General features: G+C 70.7%; 17 protein-coding genes. 8 read left to right on the forward strand and 9 right to left on the reverse strand.

Features of this window, described 5'->3' with window-relative positions:
• The first annotated feature begins 64 nt into the window (after window positions 1–64).
• Entirely contained in the window at window positions 65–1,489 is a 1,425-nt protein-coding gene (locus ACH35V_RS04885; protein ID WP_395970304.1) for a hypothetical protein, read from the forward strand.
• 84 nt (window positions 1,490–1,573) lie between these two features.
• Here ACH35V_RS04885 and ACH35V_RS04890 read toward each other — a convergent pair whose 3' ends face one another.
• From ACH35V_RS04890 to ACH35V_RS04915, 6 genes are all read right to left on the reverse strand, one after another.
• Window positions 1,574–4,975, reverse strand: a complete 3,402-nt coding sequence (locus tag ACH35V_RS04890; RefSeq protein ID WP_395970305.1) for a CDP-glycerol:glycerophosphate glycerophosphotransferase — start codon at window positions 4,973–4,975, stop codon at window positions 1,574–1,576.
• 115 nt (window positions 4,976–5,090) lie between these two features.
• Complete coding sequence (locus tag ACH35V_RS04895) at window positions 5,091–7,319, reverse strand: CDP-glycerol glycerophosphotransferase family protein (protein ID WP_395970306.1); 2,229 nt, start codon at window positions 7,317–7,319, stop codon at window positions 5,091–5,093.
• 59 nt (window positions 7,320–7,378) lie between these two features.
• Window positions 7,379–8,569: an acyltransferase family protein gene (locus ACH35V_RS04900; protein WP_395970307.1), complete on the reverse strand. Its 1,191-nt coding sequence runs from the start codon at window positions 8,567–8,569 to the stop codon at window positions 7,379–7,381.
• Between the two features lie 97 nt (window positions 8,570–8,666).
• Entirely contained in the window at window positions 8,667–9,851 is a 1,185-nt protein-coding gene (locus tag ACH35V_RS04905; protein WP_395970308.1) for an acyltransferase family protein, read from the reverse strand.
• Between the two features lie 13 nt (window positions 9,852–9,864).
• The gene (locus ACH35V_RS04910) at window positions 9,865–11,295 is read right to left on the reverse strand and encodes an LCP family protein (RefSeq protein ID WP_395970309.1); all 1,431 of its coding nucleotides are present in this window, start codon (window positions 11,293–11,295) and stop codon (window positions 9,865–9,867) included.
• A 91-nt stretch (window positions 11,296–11,386) separates the two neighbouring features.
• A complete protein-coding gene (locus tag ACH35V_RS04915) occupies window positions 11,387–12,226 on the reverse strand; it encodes a TIGR03089 family protein (RefSeq protein WP_395970310.1) in 840 nt (279 codons plus the stop codon).
• Window positions 12,227–12,325: 99 nt separating this feature from the next.
• Between ACH35V_RS04915 and ACH35V_RS04920 the strand changes: the two genes are divergently transcribed.
• From ACH35V_RS04920 to ACH35V_RS04930, 3 genes are all read left to right on the forward strand, one after another.
• Window positions 12,326–14,380: a hypothetical protein gene (locus ACH35V_RS04920; protein ID WP_395970311.1), complete on the forward strand. Its 2,055-nt coding sequence runs from the start codon at window positions 12,326–12,328 to the stop codon at window positions 14,378–14,380.
• Between the two features lie 147 nt (window positions 14,381–14,527).
• Window positions 14,528–15,445 (forward strand): glycosyltransferase family 2 protein, encoded by a 918-nt coding sequence (locus tag ACH35V_RS04925; protein WP_395971136.1) that lies wholly within the window; start codon window positions 14,528–14,530, stop codon window positions 15,443–15,445.
• A 10-nt stretch (window positions 15,446–15,455) separates the two neighbouring features.
• Entirely contained in the window at window positions 15,456–16,547 is a 1,092-nt protein-coding gene (locus tag ACH35V_RS04930; protein WP_395970312.1) for a glycosyltransferase family 4 protein, read from the forward strand.
• Here ACH35V_RS04930 and trxA read toward each other — a convergent pair.
• The 3 genes from trxA to ACH35V_RS04945 form a co-directional block, all read right to left on the reverse strand.
• Window positions 16,528–16,851 (reverse strand): thioredoxin, encoded by a 324-nt coding sequence (gene trxA, locus ACH35V_RS04935; RefSeq protein WP_395970313.1) that lies wholly within the window; start codon window positions 16,849–16,851, stop codon window positions 16,528–16,530. The genes ACH35V_RS04930 and trxA overlap by 20 nt on opposite strands.
• Window positions 16,848–17,876: a YbhN family protein gene (locus ACH35V_RS04940; RefSeq protein WP_395971137.1), complete on the reverse strand. Its 1,029-nt coding sequence runs from the start codon at window positions 17,874–17,876 to the stop codon at window positions 16,848–16,850. Before ACH35V_RS04940 ends, trxA begins: the two co-directional genes overlap by 4 nt.
• 168 nt (window positions 17,877–18,044) lie before the next feature.
• Window positions 18,045–19,154, reverse strand: coding sequence for an RNA-guided endonuclease InsQ/TnpB family protein (locus tag ACH35V_RS04945; RefSeq protein WP_395970314.1), 1,110 nt, complete (start codon window positions 19,152–19,154; stop codon window positions 18,045–18,047).
• A gap of 116 nt (window positions 19,155–19,270) precedes the next feature.
• Between ACH35V_RS04945 and ACH35V_RS04950 the strand changes: the two genes are divergently transcribed.
• The 4 genes from ACH35V_RS04950 (at window position 19,271) to ACH35V_RS04965 (ending at window position 23,256) form a co-directional block, all read left to right on the forward strand.
• Complete coding sequence (locus ACH35V_RS04950) at window positions 19,271–19,975, forward strand: class I SAM-dependent methyltransferase (protein ID WP_395970315.1); 705 nt, start codon at window positions 19,271–19,273, stop codon at window positions 19,973–19,975.
• Between the two features lie 89 nt (window positions 19,976–20,064).
• A complete protein-coding gene (locus ACH35V_RS04955) occupies window positions 20,065–21,198 on the forward strand; it encodes a glycosyltransferase family 4 protein (protein ID WP_395970316.1) in 1,134 nt (377 codons plus the stop codon).
• A 28-nt stretch (window positions 21,199–21,226) separates the two neighbouring features.
• The gene (locus tag ACH35V_RS04960; RefSeq protein ID WP_395970317.1) at window positions 21,227–22,294 is read left to right on the forward strand and encodes a sugar phosphate nucleotidyltransferase; all 1,068 of its coding nucleotides are present in this window, start codon (window positions 21,227–21,229) and stop codon (window positions 22,292–22,294) included.
• Between the two features lie 194 nt (window positions 22,295–22,488).
• Window positions 22,489–23,256, forward strand: coding sequence for a DNA-3-methyladenine glycosylase family protein (locus ACH35V_RS04965; RefSeq protein WP_395970318.1), 768 nt, complete (start codon window positions 22,489–22,491; stop codon window positions 23,254–23,256).
• Window positions 23,257–23,513 lie beyond the last annotated feature (257 nt).

Below are 23,513 nucleotides of genomic sequence, written 5' to 3' on the forward strand. Positions count from 1 at the left end.
GTAGCTTCTGGTGATGCTTGTCCGGCCGGTCCTGTTTCATCTGCCTTTTGGCTGCGTATTGGTGGTGGCCATAGCCGTTCGGGCCCTCGCGGTGATGGGGTATCCGTCGCCGATGTGGTTCGGTGACTCGCCCGGGTACCTGACGGCGGCGGTGGAGTTCGAGCCCAGCGAGACGCGTCCGTCCGGGTACGCGCTGCTGCTCTGGGCGATCAAGCCGTTTCACAGCTTCACGTTGATGGTGGCGGTGCAGCACGCCATCGGGGTGCTGACCGGTGTGCTCGTTTATGTGTTGGTCTGGCGTGCTGGGCGGGCGGCCTGGCCGGACGGCAATGCCTGGGCGGTGGGGGTGTTCGGGGCGCTGTTGACGGTTCCGGTGCTTCTGCCGGTGCATCAGGTCGCCCTTGAGCACATGCTGATGTCGGATTCGTTCTTCGCGTTTCTGCTGCTCGCGGCGGTGGCGGCGGTGCTGTGGCGGCGCCGGACGACGTGGTGGCTGGCCGCGCTCGCCGGGCTGCTCGCGGGGTGCGCGGCGATCACCAGGACGGCGGGGCTGCCGCTGATCGCGGTGATCGTCGTCGCGATGGCGCTGCGGCGGGCGGGGTGGCGTGCCTGCGGCGTGGCCGTGGCGGTGTTCGCGGTTCCGGTCGCCGGGTACATGGTCTGGTTCCATTCGGCGTACGGCGAGTACAAGCTGGCCAAGGCCGAGCAGGTGTGGCTGTACGCGCGCACCGCGACGTTCGCGGACTGCGACGTCATCAGGCCGCGTCCCGAGCTGCGGATCATGTGCCCGGAGCGCAGCGATCCGCGGATCTCGCGGCCGTTCGCCGCGATGTGGACGGCCGACTCCGCGTTCCGCGACATCCCCGGCTGGATCTACGGCGAGCAGGGCAACAGGCTCGCGGGCGAGTTCTCGCGGGAGGCCCTCAAGGCGCAGCCCGTCGACTACGCGAAGGTCGTCGTCCACGACACGCTCCGGGCGTTCGAGTGGGAGCGCAGGCCGTATCCGACGCCGTGGACGTGGCGGCAGTACGAGTTCCCCGAGGGCGAGGCGTGGGCCGATGAGCAGGCGCAGATCGCGGCGAGGTACGACCCCGGCGGCGGTGGCAGGACGAGTGTCGTCGAGCCCTGGGCCGGGCGGATGCTGAGTTATCAGGACAATGTCGTGCTGCCGGGCACTGTGCTGGGTGTTCTGCTCCTTGGCGGGCTCGGCGGGGGGCTGCTGTATCTCCGGTCCGGGGGGCGGTGGCGTCCGCGCCGCGCCGCCTGGCACTGGGGGACGGGCGCCCTCCTCCCGTGGGGGACGAGCCTGGCGCTGCTCGTGATCCCCGCGGCGACGGCCGACTTCGACTACCGGTACGTGCTGCCCGCCGTCCCGTTCGCCTGCCTGGCGCTCGGGCTGGCGGTGCTTCCGCCGCCGCGGCCCGCGCCCGCCCCGGCCGGCGACCTGGCAGAGGACAGCCGGGAGAAGGTGGACGCGGAGCGAGGCTGACGCCGCCCAGCCGGACGCCTCGAAGGCGCCGCTTAGCCGGAGGTCTCGAAGGCGCCGCTTAGCCGGAGGTCTCGAAGGCGCCGCTCAGGCAGACGGGCCGAAGACGCGGTCGACGGTCCGGGACGCGGCCTTGCCGTCGTCCAGCGGGCAGAAGCGGTCGACGAAGTCGCGGTAGCGGTCCCGGTGGCCGGCGGTGGCGGAGTCGACGTCGCGGATCGCGTCGATCAGGTCGTCGGACGTCTCGACCAGGGGGCCGGGGGCCTCGGCCTCGAAGTCGAAGTAGAAGCCGCGGAGCCGGTCCCGGTAGTCGGCCAGGTCGTAGGTGAAGAACAGCATGGGACGGCCCGTGTTGGCGTAGTCGAACATCACCGACGAGTAGTCGCTGATCATCAGGTCGGAGATCAGGTACAGCTCGGTGATGTCGGGGTACAGGGACACGTCCCGGACGAAGCCGTGCTCGTCCTCGGCGACGCCGTCCACCACGTTGGTGTGCAGCCGGACGAGCAGGACGTGGTCGTCGCCGAGCGCCGCCCGCGCGCGTTCGAGGTCGAGGCGCATGTCGAACTTGTACCGGCCGCGGCTGTAGTACTGGTCGTCGCGCCACGTCGGCGCGTACAGCACGACGCGCTTCCCTTCGGGGATGCCGAGACGTGCTCTGACCTGCGCGGCGACGGCCCCGGCATCCGGGCTGTGCAGCAGGTCGTTGCGCGGGTAGCCGACCTCAAGCATCTCGCCCTTGAACGAGAACGCGCGGCGGAAGATCTCCGTGCTGAACGGGTTCGGCGACAGCAGATGGCTCCACTCGGGCACCGAGGGCCCGGCGGACTTCGACTGCAGCGCCTTCTTCATCCCGGGCGTGTAGGCGAAGTGCACCTCCTTGATGTCCTTGCCGATCTTCTTCAGCGGGGTGCCGTGCCAGGTCTGCAGGACGACCTGGTCCGGGTGCCGCCGGAACGCGTCGCCGAGCCGGTGGTTCGTCACGATGTAGCGGGACGTGGCGAGCGCCTCGTTCCACTCCCTGCCGTTCAGCCGGACGGCCCGCAGGCTGCCCGGCAGCTCCACCTGCGCGTCGTTGACCACCCACAGCTGCTCCAGGTCGGCGCCGCGGCGCAGCAGTTCCTGGTGGACGGCCTTGGGGCTGTCGGAGTATTGGCGTCCGCTGAAGCAGGAGAACACGACGGCGTCGCGCAGCCCGTCCCGGTCGACGCGGCGGCGGGCCTCCTCGCGGTGCTTCGCGCCGTCGCTCTTCTCCTCCTGGGACACGTCGCCGGTCACGGACACGGCGAGCCGCCCGTCGCTGCTCTCCAACTCGTAGCCGCGCCGCGCCACCTCCAGCGGCTCCGGCAGGTGCTTCTGCGCGGGCGCGGTGAGCCGGACGGTCAGCGCCCGGCCGCCGGGCGGGCGGAACAGCACGTCCCAGCGGCCGGGGCGGAGCGGCAGGACGCCCGCGACGCCCTGCACGGCCGCCACCGGCACTTTCGCGCGGAGGACGCCGGACGGCGGGTCGGCGACGAGGTCGAACGCGAAGTCCTTGCGGCGGCCCCGGCCGCGCAGCACGATCTGCCCGCCGTCGTGGGCGCTGTGCGTCGCCGTGAGCGTGAGCGTGCCGTCCGGGCGCCAGGTGCATTCGTCGACGACGAGGCGGGTGCTGGTGCGGCGGATGCGCAGGTAGCCGCTGGGGCCGCGGCCCGCGCCGACCTCCAGCGTGCCGAACGTCCGCTCGACGTCGTCGGCGTCCTCGGCGAGGACCAGCGGGCGGCCGTCGACGGAGACCGTCCAGTCGCGGGTGTCATCGATCCAGTCCGGCGGGATGGGGGAGCCTTCGAGGGCGTCCTTGTCGATGCGGGCGGTGAAACCGCTGGCGGTCGCGGTGATCGGGACGGGGATGCGGTCGTCGCCGAGCGTCAGCTCCAGCTCCCGCGGCGCCTTCCCGGCGGCCGTCACCTCGATGACGAGGGCGTCGCCGTCCCAGCGCAGCGCCGTCGCCTTCACGGCGACCTTCTCGACCCGGACGACGAGCCGGCCGTCCTCGATCAGCGGGACGACGCGGACGTCGTCGGCGACGTAGCGGTACGGCGGGTGCGCGCCGCTGCCGGAGCTGCCGCCGCGCAGCGGGCCCCGCCGGAACACGCCCGCGTTGAACACCGACGCCTCGACGTCCCAGTCGCCCTCGACCCACCGGCCGTGGTCGCGGAGCCGGGCCGCGTCGAACCCGAACTCGAACCCGGAGAAGCCGGACTTCTTCCCCGGCTTCGGGACCTGCCGGGCCCGCGCCACGATCTTCCGCTTGCCGGACCGCAGCGTCATCGTCTTCACCGACGTCCAGCGGCGCCGGTTGCTGACGGAGTTGATGTACGCCTCGCCGGTGACGGTGAGCCGGTCGTCCTTCCAGGCCACCGCGTGGACGCGGCCCCGCAGCCGGACCTCGTCGCGGGCCCGGTAGACGTCGCGGGGGACGCCGAGCTTGGAGTCCTTCCAGTACGGATACACGACGTACCGGCGCAGCGGATCGCGGACGATCGACGGCGACGCCTTCCCGCGCTCGTACCGCACGACCTTCACCAGCTCGGACGTGTGCCCGGTGGTCGCGAGATGCCATTTCAGCCGGGTCAGCGCGGGCGCGCCCGCGAGGACCTTCGCCGGGACCCCGGACGCGTACGCGGCGGCCTGCGCGACGACCTGGTCGCGTTCCTCGGCGGGCACGTCGGGCAGCGCGTCCAGGAACACGCGCAGGTCCTCGTCGACGGCGAGGAGCTGGAGCCGCTGCCGGGACCTGGCGTGGCCGTACTCCTCCAGCCAGGTGGTGGCGAGGGTGACGGCGCCGAACCCGTCCGCGATGTCCTGCGCCTCCGTCGTCGGCGCGAACCGGTCGTTGTGGCGGTGCAGGACGACGTCCGGCAGCACGTCGATCGACGCGGCGAGATGCAGCGCCTGGATCGTGGCGGGCAGGTCGTCGTACCGGCCGATGTCGGGGAACGCCGGCTTGGTCGCCGTCCAGAACGAGCGCCGGAACAGCTTCCCGAAGATCGCGCGGTCGCGGATCAGGTCGGGGCTTCGGCGCAGGTCAGTGCCGGTGGCGGGTTCGGCGATCGCCTCGCATGGACGCCATTGCGACACCTGGCCCGTCCACGTGCGGACGGCGTCGCGCCCGACCGCGATGTCGGAGCCGGACCGCTCCAGCGCCGCCGCCAGCACCGCGACCGCGTCCGCCGGGAGCTCGTCGCCGCCGTCGACGAACAGCAGGAACTCGCCGTCGCTCTCCTTGACGCCCAGGTCGCGCGCCGCGCCCCGGCTCAGCGCGCCCTGCCGGACGATGCGGAACCGGTCGTCGGGGACGGCGGTCTCGGCCGTGGCGCCCGCGCCGTCGTCCATGACGAGGACGTCGAGCCCGGCGTGCGTCTGGGCCGCGAGCGACTCCAGGGTGGCGTCCAGGGATTCCCCGGCTCCGTGGGAGAGCACGATCACGCTGATCCTGCTGGCGGGCAAGCGGCCCACTCCTTCGATCACTCGGCCGGCCGGGCGGCGTTGCCGGGCCGGGGGACGGCGGGTACTGCGGGAGCGGTGCGCGCCGCGGGTCACTGCGGCGGGTCACTGCCGCGGGTCACTGCGGCGGGTTCGGGACCTTCTCGCCGAGGAACATCCGCCGGACGGCGCGCTCGGCCGCGTGCCCGTCGTCCCATGGGCAGAAGCGGGCCTTGAAGTCGGCGCGGTCCTTGGCGGCGGCGTCGCTCCATGCGGCCCGGGACACGAACGCGTCGACCAGCTCGTCCTCCGTCGTCGCGACGACCCCGGGCGGCGTTTCCGTCAGGTCGAAGTTGACGCCGCGGGTGAGCCGGTACGTCTCCCAGTCGTTGGCGTAGATCACGATCGGCTTGTCGAGGTTGGCGTAATCGAACATGACCGACGAGTAGTCGGTGAGCAGCACGTCCGAGGCGATCATGAGGTCCTCGACGGACGGGTGCCGGGACACGTCGATGACCCGGTCCTCCGGCCAGCCCATGTCCGCCGCCATGTTCTTGATCTTGTAGTAGTAGTGCGCCCGCAGCAGCAGCACGTGGTCGTCGCCGAGCTGCTCCATGACCCGTCCGATGTCGAACATGGGGCTGTAGCGGCGCTGGTAGTCGCGGTGCGTCGGCGCGTACAGGATCGCGGTCGCGCCGTCCGGGACGGCGAGCTCGTCGCGCAGCCTGGCCCGCAGCTCCGCGTCGTTCCCGGCGGTCACCAGCCGGTCGTTGCGCGGGTAGCCGATCTCCAGCATCTCGTAGCCGCACGGGAACCCGCGCTGCCACGCCTCCGTCGACAGCGGGTTGGACGAGACGAGGAAGTCCCACCGGTCGGACCGCTTGATCAGGGCCTTGAAGTCCATGTCGTTCGCGCCGACCGGATACTCCATCTGGTCGAGGCCCATCTTCTTCAGCGGCGTGCCGTGCTGCGTCATCAGATGGACCTGCTCCGGCCGCTTCACGTAGAAGTCGGGGAAGTTGACGTTGTTGACGAAGTACTTCGCGCGGGCGAGCGTCCGGTAGTAGTCGGCCGAACCGGTGACGACGTACTCGACGCCGTCCGGCATCGCCGACCGCGCGCCCGGCTTCACCACCCAGACGGGGTTGATGTGCGGGGCCAGCTCGCGGACCTTCTCGTAGATCGCCGCCGGGTTGCACGCGTACCCGCGGTACCAGTACGCCGCGAACACGGCGAGGTTCTCGTCGATCGGCAGCTTCCGCTGCATCTGGTAGTAGCGGTCCTTCGCGAGGTCCTTCGAGGCCCGGACGCCGCGCTTGCCGAGGCGGCCGACCTTGCGGGTCCGCCGCTTCGTCGTCTTCACCCTCGACTCGGTCGCCCGGACGCGCACGAACCCCTTGTAGTCGTTCGCCTTGATCGCCCGGTGCTTGTCGGCGAGGTACGGCTTGTCCTCGGGCTCCGGCGGGACGTGCCCGTCCGGCTCGTGCCGGCCGTAGGTGTTCGACATCTCGGCGAAGAACCGCGGCTTCTCCGACTCGTGGACGCGGTCCTCGCGCTCGATGATGACGAGCAGGTGCCAGATCGTCCGGTCGAACATCAGGTTCCGGAACGGGTCGGCGGCGGCGCCCATCCCGTCCATGAACTCGAAGATGCGGTCGTACTGCGCGAACGCGTCGAAGTGCTTCGCGCCGGTGGTCTTGGTGATCGCCCCGTGGCGGCGCTGCCGGTAGATGTAGCAGACCCGGTCCAGCAGGCTGAGCCGCTCGGCGGCCATCAGGATCGGGTAGGTGACGTTGACGTCCTCGTAGTAGCCGCCGCTGAACCGCAGCCCGAGGTCGAGCAGGAACTCCCGGCGGATCGCCTTGTTCCAGGCGGTCATCATCATCTCGAGGACGCTCGGGCGCTCTTCGAGGGTGAACACGTCCGGGGCGGGCGGCTCGCGGAACAGGTGGTTGATGATGCTGCGCTTGACCTTGCCGTTCCAGTACGAGCGCGCGTAGTCGAAGACCAGCACGTCGGGACGGGTCTCGGCGAGCCGGTCGTAGATCGCGCGGACGGCGCCCTCGGTGGCGTAGTCGTCGCTGTCGAAGAACCAGACGTAGTCGCCGGTCGCCATGTCGAGGCCGATGTTGCGGGCGTGGCCGAGCCCGACGTTCTCCTCGAGGTGCCGCACCCGGACGCGCGGGTCGCGTTCGGCGAACTCGTCCAGAATCTCCCCGCAGCCGTCCGGCGAATGATCATCGACCGCTATGACCTCTAGGTTCGGAATGTCCGGGTCGAGGATGGAATCGAGGCACTGCCGGATGTACCCCTGCACTTTGTGCACGGGCACGATGACGCTCAAGGAGATGGTGTGGTCACTGCTCACGCGTTGGCCAATCGACTACTCGGTGATTCTGGACTATACCCGCAAGTGTAGGCAAAAACTTATGTCGTGCCTTGTGCGGGCTTCAGCAGCCGGCGGGCTTCGGGCTCAATGGCCCATCGGGTCAGCCGCACCACGGGGGGCGTGGTGAGGACCACGCCGAGGGCGAGACCGCCGGCGGTGACGAGGACGAGCCCGGCCGGGCTCTGGAAGAACCGGCCGTCGAGGACGCCGCCGTACTGCAGCGGCTTGATGGCGAGGCCGTGCAGGAGGTAGACGTACATCGTCCGCGTCCCGAGCCGGGTGTACCAGGCCCGTCCGCGCGGGACCGCCGCGAGGAACGCCGCGCCGAGGACGAGGGCGAACGCCATCGCCAGCAGCCGGTACGACATGCCCTCCGGCATGCTGAAACCCATCTGCTCGTAGCCGCGGTTCCACAGCCTGACCCCGTGCTCGATCTTCGGGACGACCGTCCCGCGCTCCCAGACGTAGGCGACCGGAAGCGCGGCCAGCAGGACGAACCCGCCCGCCCAGCGCGTCCAGCCGCGGCTCCGCAGGGCCTCGACAGGGCCCGGCCCGCCGCCCGCCCCGCCCGCTGCCGCGCTCGGCCCGGAGGCGATGGTCAGGCCCAGGACGAAGAACGGCAGCAGCGCGGCCGCCCGGCACAGCGTCGGATCGGAATTGAAACTCCAGCTCCCGGCGATCAGGCTCAATGCGACCGCCGTCGCGACCGGATACCGCAAATGCGACCACAGCGGCGCGCTCAACCGCCACAGCACGAGCGCGACGAGAAACCACATCAGGAACTGCGGACGGAAAAGCTGGTCCATCCGGAAGGAATCGGTTTTGATGAAAACCAGCAGCCGGTACAGGACGTTGAAAATCGCGAATGGCACGATCAGCGTCGGGAAAATGCTGCGGAATTTGCCCGTCGAGCGCATGAAGCCGCGGGAGAAGTAACCGGAGACGAACACGAACAGCGGCATGTGGAACGCGTAGACGACGGTGTAGGCCGCGTTCGCCGCGTTGCTGTCCTTCCGGAACACCTCCCAGACGTGGCCGAGCACCACCAGCATGATCAGGAAGAACTTGACGTTGTCGAAGTAGGCGTCGCGCTGCCGGGGGGCGGGGGCCGTCCGGTCGCCGGTCGCCCCGGCGCCGGTCGTTCCGGGGGCGGGCGCGTCCGGCGCGGCGGCGGGCGGCCCGTCGCCGGACGGCGGCGGGTGCTGGGGTGGGCGGAGGATGCCGGTCATGTCTCCGGGGGATCTCATCGGGTACGTGCACGTGGGAGCACGGCGACTCTAGTCGCCGATCGGGGTGAGCCGTGGCCTGATGTCGTGAGGCGGCACGCTAGCGCATTCGCCTCCCGGGTCTGCGCAGGGGTGTGAAGATCCAGGTCATCCTGGGCTCCAGCGCCCAGCTCATGGACCGGACGACCGGCCTCGTGCACAGCGCCGTCCCGACCGCGAGCGCGCCGCCGAGCACGATGACGACGCCCGGGACGGTGTGCATCCAGGCCGAGTCCCACCAGCCGGTGAACTCCAGCAGGCGGGTGACGAACCCGTGCAGCAGGTAGGCGTACAGCGTCGCCGCGCCGAGCCCGGTGAACCAGTGCCGGCGGCGCGGGATCTGGGTGAGGAACGCCGCGACGAGGACGGTCGCGCACACGAACATGGCGAGCCGCATCAGCGTGCCGGTGAAGTTGCCGACGCCCATCTCGAAGTGCGCGTGCTTCCAGTAGATCCAGTTCCGCGCCATGCGGTCCATGACGAGGTAGGCGCCGCCGAGCCCGGCGGCGAGCACGACGGCGCCGATCGGCCGCGCCACGGGCCTCTTCAGCAGCTCGAAGTGGTGCGGCTTCAGCGTGAGCCCGAGGACGTAGAACGGCAGCAGCCCCAGCACCCGGTGGATATCGAACGTTCCACCGAGGTCGCTCATGTACGACAGCAGCGCGAACCCCACCGCGACCGCGAGCGGCCAGCGGATCTGCTGCCAGACCGGGGTGGACAGCCGCCACATGAACAGCGCGCACAGGAACCACGTCAGGTAGTACGGGTTCAGCAGGCTGATCTCCAGCTCATTGCGTCCCGCGAGCCAGTCGTACAGCGAGTAGGCGAATTCGAACACCACGTAGGGAACGCCGACATTGGTGATCAGCTTTCGGGCCTTGCCGCCGGCGAACGTCCAGTTCCGGGAGAAGTAGCCGGTGATCACGATGAACAGCGGCATGTGGAACATGTAGACGAAGAGGTACAGCCCCTTCGCCAGCGGGACGTTCAGCAGGTTGGCCAGGGAATGCCCCGCCACCACCAGGAGGATCGCGAAGTACTTCGCGTTGTCGAAGAACGGGTCGCGCTGCTTGCGCGGGCCGCCCTCCGGGCCGGGTCCGAGGCCCCGCGCCTTCGGGACGCCGCCAGGCGCTTCCGGGGAGGCCCCCGGTGCCTCCGGGACCGGACCCGCCGCAGGGTCCTCGGTAAGCGGCCGGTCTGCACGCTGTGCCGTCTCGGCCCCGGAGGGCCTGGTGGTAGAGCTCATACGCGGTGCCCGGTCACGTCTCCTTGCAGATGTTGTCGCTGGCGCGGATCTCGCCCTGCTGCTTGGGAATGCCGCCGCCCGCGTTCTTCAGGTTCGTCCAGTCGCTGCCGACGACCAGGTCCACGACGCCCGGCTTGCCGCCGGTGGTCCGCGCGGCGGGCTGCGGCCCGCTCGGGATCAGCGCGGCCAGCGACTGGGCCTGCTGGTCGGCACCGGAACCGTACATCACCTTGGTGGCGGTCGTGGGGGCGGAGGCGTTTCCGCCGACCGTGACGTGGAAGCCCTGCGACTCCAGGTCGTCGGCGACGCGGCCGGCCTGCCCGTCGATGCCGCTGCCGTTGAAGACCCGCACCCGGATCTGGCTCGGCGGGATCTTCACGGCGCCCGGCTTCTGCTCCTTCGGGATGGTCTTGTCGTTGCGGATCGCGGCGAAGAACGGCTGCGCGGCGGCGTTGAGCGCCACCCGGTTCGGGTCCTGCGAGTCCGGCCCGGACGGGACGGTCACGAACCGCAGCTTGCCGGACGTCATGCCCTGCATCTCTTTGGCGATGTCCATCATGACCTGCGGCGTCAGCTCTTTGTCGGTGGTGAGCGACTTGGTGACCGCGTTCATCAGGTCGAGGAGCTTCTTGGGGTTGCTGAGCACGCCCGCGCTCATCGCCTTGTTGGCGAGCGCGCCCATGAACTTCTGCTGCCGCTTGATGCGGTCGAGGTCGGAGCCGTCCCCTAGGCCGTGCCGGACGCGCACGTACGCCAGCGCCTGCTCGCCCTTGATGTTGTGCTGCCCCTTGCCGAGCTTGAGCTTCGACTGCGGGTCGTTGACCGCCTTCGGCAGGCACACCGGCACGCCGCCGACAGCGTTCGTGATGGCCTTGAACCCGTTGAAGTCGACCTGCATGAAGTGGTCGACCCGGATGTTGGAGATGCTCTCTATCGTCTTGATGACGCAGGCCGCGCCGCCGTTGGTGAAGGCCGAGTTGATCTGCGCGCGGGCCTGCGCCGGGATTACCTGGCCCTTCCTGCCCTTGCAGGACGGCATCCGGACGATCAGGTCGCGGGGAAAGCTGATGCCCATCGCCTGGCCGCCGCCGGGGGACAGGTGCAGCAGGATCATCGTGTCCGAGCGGGGCGGCTCGCCCTTCATCGAGCGGCCGTACTTGGCGTTCGCGCCCTCACGGGTGTCGGACCCGAGCATCAGGATGTTCAGCGCGCCGTTCAGCTTCTTCGGCCGGTTCGGGCCGAGCTGGGCGTTGACGTCCTCGTGCGCGATGTTCCCGAACGCCCTGCGGTACAGGCCGTAGGCGGTGAGGGAGCCGGCCACCATGACCGCCGACAGCCCGATGCACACCCATCCGAGGATGCGCCAGCCGCGTCGAGGCGCCGCCGGCTGCTGCCGCGGGTCGGCGTCGTCGACGTACTCCATGTACATCGGGTTGCTGTTCATCGGCTCCGAGGTCCGGGGGTGCGGCCCGCTTTCCGGGGTCGGGATGGTCGTCTCGTGGGCACGGGGCGTCGTCGGGCAAGGGAAGCGTAGGTCAGGCGAGCCGGCGCGGGGACCCGGATGGGTCATTCCGTCCGGGCGGGCCGGCCACCACCGTCACATGTTCCAGGGTGAGGCGTCGCTCTAGTACGGCTTTGTCGAAGTTTCGTTGGATTATGACGGAAGCACCCGAGGCTAGTGGTGCGAGCAAGCCGGTCAGTACCCCGTCCAATGTGGCGAACGACATGTCAACCAGAAGGCGGTCCCGCGCGTCTAGATCCCACTTTTCGGCGGCGTCGCGGGCCCTGCCGACCAGCTCGGCCGCGCTGAATGTGGCCTTTGTCACATTTAGCGCGGGCGTCTCCGGCGTCACTTCCGGCCCCGGGACGAACCTGTCTCCGTAGGCGCGGACTTCCACGGCGTAGTCGGTGACACCGGGCGGGCAGTCCGCGAGCGGGCCGCCCAGCGCGTGCAGCGACAGGCCGACGATCTCCTCGGCCCCGCCCGCCGCCTCGCCGTCCGCGATCACGTCCAGCACCTCCTGCGCCGCCGCCAGGATGTACGGACCAGAGGTGTCGGACGGTTCGGCGGGTGCGCCGTTTCGTACCGACTCCGGGTCGATCGGCTCCGCCACCAGCCCGGCCGACCAGCACGCCATCAGCCACACGGCCGTCTGCCAGTGCGGCGGCAGGACGAGCACCACCCGCGTACCGGGCTCGGCGGCGAGACCGTCCACCAGGAAGTTCGCCGTCTTGGCGACCCAGTTGTCGAACGTCCGGGCGGACAGCTCGACGCGCTCGCCCGACGCGTCGTCGTAGAAGGTCACCAGCGGGCTGGACGGGTCGTCCGCCACCCGCCGCCGCAGTAGCTCGGCGGGCCCGACGTCTGCGCTCATGGGTCAGAGCGTATGCCCGCATGATCGCCCTGGAGCCATCACGCGGCCGGTGCCGCTACGCTCCGCACGGAACAGGGAGTCTTCCACGGGGCGGAGATCATGGACGCGGGTCGGCTGCTCGTGCGGGTCACGGTGGCCCCGGCACTGCTCATCGCGGCGTGGCTGTCCGTCTCGCTGCCGCTGCTGATGGCGGGCGTGTTCCGTCCCGTCCCGGCGATCGCGCTGTTCGTGCCCGTCGCGGCGGTCGCGCTGCGGCTCGGCCTCCGCGGCCGGACGGACGTTCTCCGCGGCCGGACGGGCGAGGCCCGCCGCGACGTGCCCCGGTGGCCGGTTCTCGCCGTGCTCGGGATCACGGTGGCGTTCCTGGTGCTCCAGGTGGTGATGTGCTCGGAGCAGATCATCGTCCGCCGCGACCCGGCGTCCTACGTGCAGTACGCGGTCTGGCTGAAGAACGACGGGTCGCTGCCGATCCCGCTGATGGAGCAGGCGTTCGGCGGCCCCGACCGGGCGCTGAACTTCGAGAGCCCCGCGTTCTACCAGCACGACGGCGCGATCGTCCCGCAGTTCATGGCGGGGCTGCCGCTGGTGCTGGCGCTCGGCGGCTGGCTCGGCGGCATGCACGGCATGCTGCTGATGGCGCCGCTGCTCGGCGCGTGCTGCGTGCTCGCGTTCGCCGGGCTGGTGGCGCGGCTCGTCGGCCCGCGCTGGGCGCCGGCCGGGGCGCTGCTGCTGGCGCTGACGCTGCCGATGCTCTACGTGTCCCGCAGCACGTTCAGCGAGCTGCCCGCGATCGTCCTGCTGCTGGGCGGGCTGTCGCTGATGCACGACGCCCGCCGGGAGGACGGGCGGGTCGCCGATCTGAAGGCGTTCCTCGCGGGCCTGTCGCTCGGGCTCATCGTGCTCGTCCGCATCGACGGGCTCCGGGACGTCCTCCCCGTCTTCGTCTTCGCCGGGCTCTACGTGGCGCACAGGCGGGGCATCGGGTACTGGGCGGGCGGCGGGCTCCTGCTGGGCGCCGGCGCGGGGCTCGTGCAGGGCTTCACGATGTCGCGGCCCTACCTGACGTACCTGGGGCCGTCCCTCCGCCCGCTGCTGGCCATCGCGACGGCGGTCGTGCTGGCGACGGCGATCATGGTGGCGCTGCTGAACTGGGACCGGACCGGCCTGGCGCTGCGCCGCGCCGGGGCCGCCGTCGCGCGCGGGAGGCTGCCGGGCGCCGCCGCCGTCCTGACCGTGCTGGTGATGCTGGGGTTCGCGCTCCGGCCGCTTGTGCAGACCGTCCGGCGGGAGCCGTCCACGCGCGACGACGAGCTGAACGTCCAGTTCATCGAGACCGTCCAGAAGATCCAGCACCTTCCGGTGGACGGCACCCGCCAGTACTCGGAGAACACGCTGTACTGGGTGTCCTGGTACATCGGCATCCCCGCGCTGCTGTTCGCGACGCTCGGCGCGGCGCTGCTGGCGCGGCGGCTCATGCGCGGGCACGCCCCGGAGTGGCTGCTGCCCTACGCCATGATCGTCTGGACGACCGCGCAGGTGCTGATCAGGCCCGGGATCACGCCCGACCATCCGTGGGCGTCCCGGCGGCTGATCGGGCTGGTCATCCCCGGGCTGCTGCTGTTCACCGTATTCGCGGCGGCGTGGACGGCGAACCGCGTCCGCCGCCTCGGGTACGGGCGCCGGGTGGTCTGGACGGGCGCGGTCCTCGGCGTCGCCGGGATGCTGGTCCCGATCGTGCTGACGTCCGGCGGTTACCTGGTGACCCGGACGGAGCAGCACGAGGTCGCCGCCGTCGACGGCATGTGCGACGCGCTGGGGCCGCGCGGTTCCGTCGTCGTGGTGGAGAGGTCGACCGCCGACCGGTTCCTGCAGGTCGTCCGGGGCATGTGCGGGGTGCCCGCCGCGCGCACCACCGGCCGCGCCGCGCCCGCCGACGTGCGGCGCGTCGCCGCCGCCGTCGCCGCGGCCGGACGGCGCCCGGTGATCATGGCGGCGAAGGCCGATCAGGTCGCCCCGTACGGGACGCCGAAGCGGGTCCTGTACCTGAAGACCCGGCAGGACGGACGCACCCTCGCGCACCCGCCCGGCGGGACGTGGGGCCTGGCCGTGGAGGTCTGGATCGCCGAGCCGGGACGGCCTCAAGGCGGACGTTAAGGCGGACGGAGCCCGTCCGGGCGAGTATCCTCGCGCTGCGTGAGCACCCAGTCTGCCGAGCCGACGCACCAGCCCGCTCCCGAGACCGCGACGGAGCCGCCGCCCGTGCACGTGCCCGAGTCCGCGCACGTGCCCCGGACCGAGGCGGTGCCCAAGCCCGCCGAGCCGGAGTCCGGGCCCGTCCACGTCACGATCGTCCTGCCCTGCTACAACGAGCAGGACCACGTGATCGACGAGGTCGAGCGCATCTGCGAGGCGATGGACGGCAGCGGCAAGACCTACGAGCTGCTCGCGGTGGACGACTGCTCCACCGACGCCACGCTCGCCCGCCTGGAGGAGGCGGCGCCGCGGTTCCCGCACATGCGGATCATGGCGTTCCAGCACAACAGCGGGTCCGGGACCGTCCGGCGGATCGGCTCGCAGCAGGCCCGCGGCGAGATCGTCGTGTGGACGGACGCCGACATGTCCTACCCGAACGAGCGGATCCCCGAGCTCGTCGACGTACTGGACGCCGACCCGTCCGTCGACCAGGTCGTCGGCGCGCGCACCAGCGAGGAGGGCTCGCACAAGGCGCTGCGCGTGCCCGCGAAGTGGTTCATCCGGAAGGTCGCCGAGCGGCTCACCAACACCAAGATCCCCGACCTGAACTCGGGGCTGCGCGCGTTCCGCCGCGAGGTGTCGCTGCCGTACCTGCGGCTGCTGCCGCCCGGCTTCTCCTGCGTGACGACGATCACGATCGCGTTCCTGTCGAACCAGCACCCGGTCCGGTACCTGCCGATCGACTACGCCAAGCGGGCCGGGAAGTCGAAGTTCCACTTCACCAAGGACGCCTACCGCTACATCCTCCAGGTGCTGCGGATGGTGATGTACTTCAACCCGCTCAAGGTGCTGATGCCGCCCGCGCTGTGGCTGATCGTGATCGGGCTGCTCAAGGGCGTGTTCGACATGGTCGTGCACTTCGGCTACTTCGCCAACAACACCATCATGATCTTCGTGACGGGGTTGATCATCGCGTCGCTGGCGCTGCTCGCGGACCTGATCGTCCGATCTCGCGGCGACGTCTAGCGGCCGTAGGATGCGCATCGCGATCGTGGGCCCGGCCTTCCCCTACAAGGGGGGCGGCGCCCACCACACCACCGAGCTGGCGCACCGGCTGGCCGCCGCCGGGCACGACGTGGTCATCGAGTCGTGGCGGGCCCAGTACCCGGGGTTCCTGTATCCGGGGCAGCAGACGATCTCCGAGCCGGAGGGCGAGCCGTTCCCGGGCACGCACCGGCGGCTCGACTGGCGCCGCCCGGACGGCTGGTGGCAGACCGGCCGCGCGCTGCGCTCCTGCGACCTGGTCGTCCTGGCGGTGCTGACGCCGATCCAGGTCCCGTCCTATCTGGGGATCCTGGCTGGGCTCCGTCGCGGGACGCCGGTGGTGGCGCTTTGCCACAACGTCCTGCCGCACGAGCGCAAGCCGTACGACGAGCCGCTGATGAAGCGGCTGCTGCGCAGCGTCGACGGTGTTCTCGTCCATTCGAAGGCGCAGGCGGATCTGGCGCGGACGCTCACGGAACGTCCGGTGAGCGTCGCCGAGATGCCCGCCCACCTGCCGACTTCCGAGGCCCCGCCGGAGCACGACGCCAAGGTCAGGCGCCGGTTGCTGTTCTTCGGGATCGTCCGCCCGTACAAGGGCCTGGACGTTCTGCTCCGCGCTCTCGCCGAAGGCCCGGACGACGTCGCGCTGGCCGTCGCGGGCGAGTTCTGGGGCGGCCTGGACGACACGCGCGAGCTGATCAACTCACTCGATCTGACGTCCCGCGTGGAATTGCGTCCCGGCTATGTCCCGGCCGCGGACGTTCCGGGCCTGTTCGCCGCCGCAGACGCGCTCGTCCTGCCCTACCGGACGGCGACCGCGTCGCAGAACGTCTGGATGGCCTACGAGTACGGCCTCCCGGTCATCGCCACGGACGTCGGCGGCTTCGCCGGGCAGATCCGCGACGGCGTGGACGGCCTGGTCTGCACGCCCGACGACGTCCCGTCCCTGGCCGCCGCCCTGCGCCGCTTCTACTCGCCGGGGGAGCCGGAGCGCCTCCGCTCCGGCGTCCGTCCGGTCGATCACGGCCCGCTCTGGGCCGCCTACCTCGACGCGCTGACCGCGCTCACAGGTGCGGTTCGATGACCTTCAGCAGGGCGCGCTTCGGCTTGGCGCCGACGACCTGCTCCACGACCTCGCCCTTCTTGAAGAGCAGCAGGGTCGGCAGGCCCATCACGCCGAACTTGTTCGGCGTCTCGGGATTCGAGTCGTAGTCCAGCTTGGCGATCTTGATCTTGCCGTCCTGCTCCGCCGCGATCTGCTCCAGCACGGGGGCGATCATGCGGCAGGGCCCGCACCAGTCGGCCCAGAAGTCGACCAGTACCGGGGTGTCGCTGCTGAGGACCTCGTCCGCGAACGTCGCGTCGGTCACGGTGATGGGGGCCGTCACGGTCTCTCCTTCGTAGGCTGCGTACCCCTCACAAGCTCTTTCGAGGGCCGTTCATTCCCGGCGTCCGGGGCCCCGTCCGAGCCCTCGTCCTGGGCCTCGTCCGAGCCCTCGTCCGGGCCGGCGTCCGGGGTCGTCCGCCCGAGGAGGAACGCGACGCCCGCGTTGATGAGATCGGCGGCGGTCAGCAGCACCCGGGACGCGATCGCGACGACGACCGGCGCGCCCGCCGGCAGCACCGGCGTCAGCACCACCGTCAGCGCGGCCTCCCGCGCCCCGATGCCGCCCGGCGCGATGAACACCAGGAAGCCCGCGACGAACGCCAGCGCGTACGCGCCGGTCGCGACGAACGGCAGCCCCGCCCCGTCCCCGCCCACCGCCAGGCACAGCAACCACGTGTGGACGCCGAACAGGGCCCACCCGAGAACCGTCCACCCAACGGCCTTCAGCGTCACGCCAAGGCTCACCGGCCGCTCCAGCGCCGGCCGCCGGATGACCTTCAGCATCAGCCCCAGACACCACGTCACGACCTTCGGGTGCAGCATCGCCAGCAGGACGGGCGCCAGCAGGAACAGCGGCCAGTACCTGTCGCGGGCCGCGGCGGACGTCAGCGGCAGCGTCACCGCCGCGACCGCGAGCCCGCACGCCACCGACGTCGCCACCGCCAGCAGCGTCGACCCGAAGCTGCGCTCCGGCGGCACCTTGTGCTCGCGCGTCATCTCGATCTGCGTGACCAGCGCCCACACCTTGCCCGGCACGTACTTGCCGAGCTGGGAGATCCCCGAGATCCGGAAGATGGCCCGCACCGGCAGCGGGGAGCCGAGGCCGCCGAGGAACTCCCGCCAGCCCAGCATCCAGACGAAGAGCCCCGCCAGGCCCACGGCCAGCGCCCCGGCGAGCGTCGCCCACGACATCTGCCGGAACGCCTCGACGGTCGCGTCCCACTGGGACGCCACGCTGTAGGCGCAGAAGGCCAGCGCGAGCATCACCAGCAGCACGCGCAGGGCCCGCACGGCGACGACCTTCATCTTCACCCGCCCAGCGTAGGCGAACGTGGCCTACAGTTGGGAACGTTGACCTCGCCCTTCCTGTAGGAAGGGCTTCTGATGGTCACCCACCAGATTTCCTGTTTCCGCACCGGCCGCCCGCCAGGAAGAGTTCGTCCCTTGAGGTCTTACGTCAGCTCCGCAGGCGTTTCACCTCTCCGCCAGCCCGGCGGCGAGAATATTCTTTGCGGCGTTGATGTCCCGGTCATGCGTGGCACCGCAGCCAGCGCACTCCCAGGCTCGGACATTCAGCGACATGTGTGCAGTCCGGTGGCCACACGCACCGCACAATTTGCTGGATGGAAACCATCGGTCGAGCACGACGAGTTCACGGCCATACCAATCTGCCTTGTATTCCAGCATCGACCGCAGTTCACGCCAGGCCACATCCGAGATTGCGCGCGCCAGGCTGTGGTTCTTCACCATGCCGTGGACGCGCAGGTCTTCGATCACGACCACTTGGTTCTCGTGGACGAGCCGAGTCGTCAGCTTGTGGAGGAAGTCGTGACGTCCGTCGGCGATCCGCGCATGGGCTCGCGCAAGTCGCCGCCTGGCCTTCTCATGGTTCTTCGAACCTTTGACCTTGCGCGAAAGCACCTTGTGCGCTCTGCGCAGCCGTCTCCGACCTCGCTGTTCGTGCCTGGGATTGGGGACCTTCTCTCCGGTCGAGAGCGTCACCAACGATGTGATCCCGGCGTCGACGCCGACCGTCTGCTCCACCGGGTCCAGCCCTCGGATCGAGTCGATGCAAAGGATAGAGGCGAAGTAGCGGTCGGCGGAGTCTCGCGACACCGTGATGGTGGTCGGCTGAGCGCCCTTGGGCAGTGGACGCGACCAGATGATGTCCAATGGGGCACGCATTTTCGCGAGGGTGATCTCGCCATCGCGATAGGTGAAGGCGCTCCTGGTGTATTCAGCCGACTGTCGAGACTTTCTTCTAGATTTAAAGGTCGGGTACTTCGTGCGACCCGCGAAGAAGTTCGTGAACGCGCTCTGCAGGTGCCGCAGTGTTTGTTGCAGCGGCACCGACGACACGTCGGACAGAAAATTGAGCTCCGCCGTCCTCTTCCACCGGGTGAGCAGTGCCGACGAATCCTCATAAGAAAGGTGTTGGCCTTCAGCGAGATAGGCGCGAGAGCGCGCCTCCAACGCCAGGTTGTAGACGAGACGCACGCATCCGAACGTCTGAGCGAGCTGCTCGGCTTGCTCAGGGGTCGGGTAGAAGCGGTACTTGAACGCCCGCTTCACGGTCCGTGCCATGCTCGAAGGGTAGTGGAACGACCACGGGTAGTCGCAAGTTTGTTCGAAGAGCGGCGGCCGGCCAAGAAGTCCCATGCCTCTTGGTGGCGGGGACCACTGATGCTTAGAGAGTCCAGATGAAGATTTCGGATGTGGTCGCCTTCATGGGCCACCAGGTGCACGTGTGCCGGTACCGCGAGGCGGGGACGCTCCTCGCCTGGATGGGCCGTGAGCTGCACGGCAAGCGGGTTCTCGACGTCGCAGGCGGCGACGGATACTGGGCGGGCCAGGCCCGCAAGCGCGGCGCCGACGCCGTCTCGATCGACCTGGCCCGCGGCAAGATGGTCTACGGCCGGACGCTCGCGCACGCGCCCGCGCTGATCGAATGCGACGCGCTGCGCCTGCCGTTCGGCGACGGGTCGTTCGACGCGATCCTGTCCGTCTGCGCGATCGAGCACTTCGACGACGGCGGGAAGTCGCTGGACGAGATGGCGCGCGTCCTCAAGCCCGGCGGCGAGATCTTCATGTCCGCCGACGTGCTGAGCCGCGCCGACGCGTGGCCGAAGCTGCGGGACGCGCACAAGGCGAAGTACCACGTCCAGCACACCTACACGCACGACAGCCTGAGCAAGCTGATGGACGAGCGGGGCCTCGACCTGGTCAGGCACAGCTACCAGTTCCGCACGGCCGCCACCGAACGCCTCTACCTGTCGCTGTCCACCTACGGCGGCAAGGTCGGCTTCAACGCGGCCGCGCCCCTGACGCCGCTGGTCGCTCTGGCCGACCGGAAGGCCCCCAACGAACGGGGAAGCATCGTTTTGGTTCAGGCCCGCAAACGCTGAATGGACGTCCCGCGAAGAGGGCATGGGCGGGCGTAGGCTCGAAGAGTAAAGGGTGATCTACGCCACCGCGCTGGATGGGGGAGTGGACCGTGGCGCCTCGGATTCTGCTCGACGCCACCGCCGTGCCGGCCGACCGCGGCGGGCTCGGCCGGTACGTCGACGGCCTGCTGGCCGCCCTGCACGCGCAGGGCGCCGATCTCGCCGTCGCCTGCCAGCGCGCCGACGAGGAACGCTACGAGGGCCTCATCCCCGGCGCGCGCGTCGTCGCGGGCCCGGCGACGCTGTCGCACCGCGCCACCCGCCTGGCCTGGGAGCAGTCGGGCCTGCCGCGCGTGGCGGAACGCGTCGAGGCGGACGTCATCCACCTGCCGACCTACACGATGCCGGTGAGCGCCGTCCTGCCCACGGTCGTGACGATCCACGACGTGACGCTGTTCGCCGAGCCCGAGGTGCACGACCCCGTCCGCACCAGCTACATCAAGTCGGCGACCCGCACCGCCGCGCGCCGCGCCACCCGGCTGATCGCGCCGTCCCGCGCGACCCGCGACGAGCTGGTCCGCGTCCTGTCCGCCGACCCGGACCACATCGACGTGGCGTACCACGGCGTCGACCACGAGGTGTTCCACCGGCCGTCCGAGGCGGAGACCAAGCACGTCTCCGACCGGCTCGGGCTCCATGGCCGCCCTTACGTCGCGTACCTGGGGGCGCTCGAACCGCGCAAGAACGTCCCGAACCTGATCCGCGGCTGGGTCCAGGCATGCAAGGACCGTCCCGACCCGCCCGCGCTCGTCCTCGCGGGCAGCGGCGGCTGGGACGACGAGGTCGACGCGGCGCTCGCCACCGTCCCGCTTGAGCTGCGCGTCCTGCGCCCCGGCTACCTGTCGTGGTCGGCACTTCCCGGCTTCTTCGGCGGCGCGCTGGTCGTCGCCCTGCCGAGCCGCGGCGAGGGCTTCGGCCTGCCCGTCCTGGAGGCCATGTCGTGCGGGGCGCCCGTCCTCACGACGCGCCGTGGCCCGCTCCCCGAGGTCGGCGGCGACGCGGTCGCCTACACCGAGACGGAACCGGCCGAGATCGGCGCTGCGCTCGGCGGCCTCATCGACGACCCGTCCCGCCGCGCCGAGCTGGCCGAGGCCGCGCACACCCGCTCGCAGCAGTTCTCCTGGTCCGCGTCCGCGAAGGAGCACATGGCCTCCTACCGGCGGGCCGTGGACACGCCCCGCTAGGCTCGCTCGCACCCGAGAAAGGAACCGAGTGGAAGCGATCCTCCTGGTGGGAGGCCAGGGCACCCGCCTGCGCCCCCTGACCATCTCCACCCCGAAGCCGCTGCTCCCCACGGCCGGGGTCGCGTTCCTCGCCCACCAGCTCGCCCGCGCCCACGCGGCGGGCGTCGACCGCATCGTGTTCGCCACGTCGTACCGGGCGGAGATGTTCGAGGCGGCCTTCGGCGTCCACGCCCACGGCGTCGACCTCGCCTACGTCAGCGAGGACGAGCCGCTCGGCACGGGCGGCGCCATCCGCAACGCGTCGGGCGCCCTCACCTGCGGCCCGGACGACCCGGTGCTGATCCTGAACGGCGACATCCTGTCCGGCCACGACGTGCGCGCCCAGGTCAAGCTGCACGAGGAAGCCGGCGCCGCGGTGACGCTCCACCTGACCGAGGTCGACGACCCGTCCCGCTTCGGCTGCGTCCCCACCGACGCCGGCGGCCGCGTCACCGCCTTCCTGGAGAAGACGTCCCATCCGGTGACGAACCAGATCAACGCCGGCTGCTACGTGTTCCGCCGCTCCGCCATCGACACGATCCCCGAGGACGAGGTCGTCTCCGTCGAGCGCGAGACGTTCCCGTCGCTGATCGCGTCCGGTGCGACGGTGATGGGCCACGTGGAGGCGGGTTACTGGCTGGACGTCGGCACCCCGGAGGCGTTCGTCCAGGGTTCGCGAGACCTCGTCCTAGGCGCCCTCAGTTCCCCCGCGATGCCCGGCGAACCGGGCGAGCGCCTCACCCTCCCCGGCGCGGCGGTCGCGCCGGGCGCCGTCGTCCGCGGCGGCACCACCGTGGGCCGGAACGCCGTGATCGAGGCCGGCGCCACCGTGACCGGCAGCATCCTGCTGGACGACGCGTTCGTCGCCGAGGGCGCGACCGTCCGCGACTCCGTCCTCAGCCGCGGCGCCCGCGTCGGCCCCGGCGCCGTCCTGGACGGCGTCGTCCTGGGCGACGGCGCGATCGTCGGCCCCGGCAACGAACTCCGTCCCGGCCTGCGCGTCTGGCCCGGCGTGGAACTCCCCCCGACCGCCATTCGCTTTTCCACAGATGCCTGATTCCACCTGCGAGCCGCGCCTTGCCTGACACGTCGCCCGGTGCGGCCGGGGCGCCCGGGGAGAAGACCGCTGGGCGTCTCCCCGGCCGGGTTCGGGAATGGCGGCCGTCGTGGCCGCTCGATCTCGTGGGGGTGCTTTCGCCGCACAGGCGGGGGGCTGGCGATCCGGCGTTCCGGATCGAGCGGGACGGGTCCGTGTGGCGCGCGTCCCACACACCGGACGGGGCGGGGACGTTGCGGCTCCGGTGGAGCGGGGACGTCGTGGAGGCCACGGCCTGGGGCGCCGGGGCGGAATGGCTGCTGGACGGGGTTCCCGAGCTACTCGGGGACGCCGACGAGCCGGACGGGTTCGTCGCGCGGCACGACGTCGTCCGGGAGCAGGCGCTGCGGCGGCCCGGGCTGCGCATCGGGCGGACGCGGCGGGTCTTCGAGGCGCTCGTCCCGGCGGTGATGGAGCAGAAGGTGCTCGGGCAGGAGGCCTGGCGGGGCTGGGCGTACCTGCTGCGCAGGTTCGGGGAGCCCGCGCCCGGCGCGCCGCACATGCGGGTTCCGCCGCCGCCCGGGGCGTGGGTCCGGATTCCCTCGTGGGAGTGGCATCGGGCCGGGCTGGAGGCCGTCCGGGCCCGGACGATCATCGGCGCCGCGCGCGTCGCCGGGCGCCTGGAGGAGGACGCCGCGGAGGCGCGGCTGCGGTCGCTGCCGGGCATCGGGGTCTGGACGGCCGCCGAGATCAGGCAGCGGGCGGTCGGCGATCCCGACGCCGTCTCCGTCGGCGACTACCATCTGCCCGGCCTCGTGGGCTGGGCGCTGGCCGGCCGCAAGGTCGACGACGCCGGGATGCTCGAACTTCTGGAGCCCTACGCCGGTCATCGCTACCGGGTCACCCGGCTGCTGGAATCGTCCGGCAGGCGTCCGCCGCGGCGCGGCCCCCGTTTGCCCGTCCGGGACTATCGGTCGTTCTGACCGAGTCCGGGTCCGGACGGCGCCGCAGCCAGAAGTGGTTCGGGGTCCAGTCGAGTCCGTCGCGGCTGTCGGAGCCGAACAGCGGGCCGAGGACGGCGAGTGCGGTGATGAGTCCGAGCACGTACAACATGGTCTTCTTCTTCCTTTGGGATCGCAGTTGCAGCGTTCCCGCGCGGGGCGATCGGTGGGGGCGGGGTCTCCGTCTCTTTCCGTCGCACCATCAGTTTGACTCCGTCCAACGTTCAGGTCCAGCGACT

This window comes from Actinomadura sp. 1N219, from assembly GCF_044326405.1.
Classification (GTDB): domain Bacteria; phylum Actinomycetota; class Actinomycetes; order Streptosporangiales; family Streptosporangiaceae; genus Spirillospora.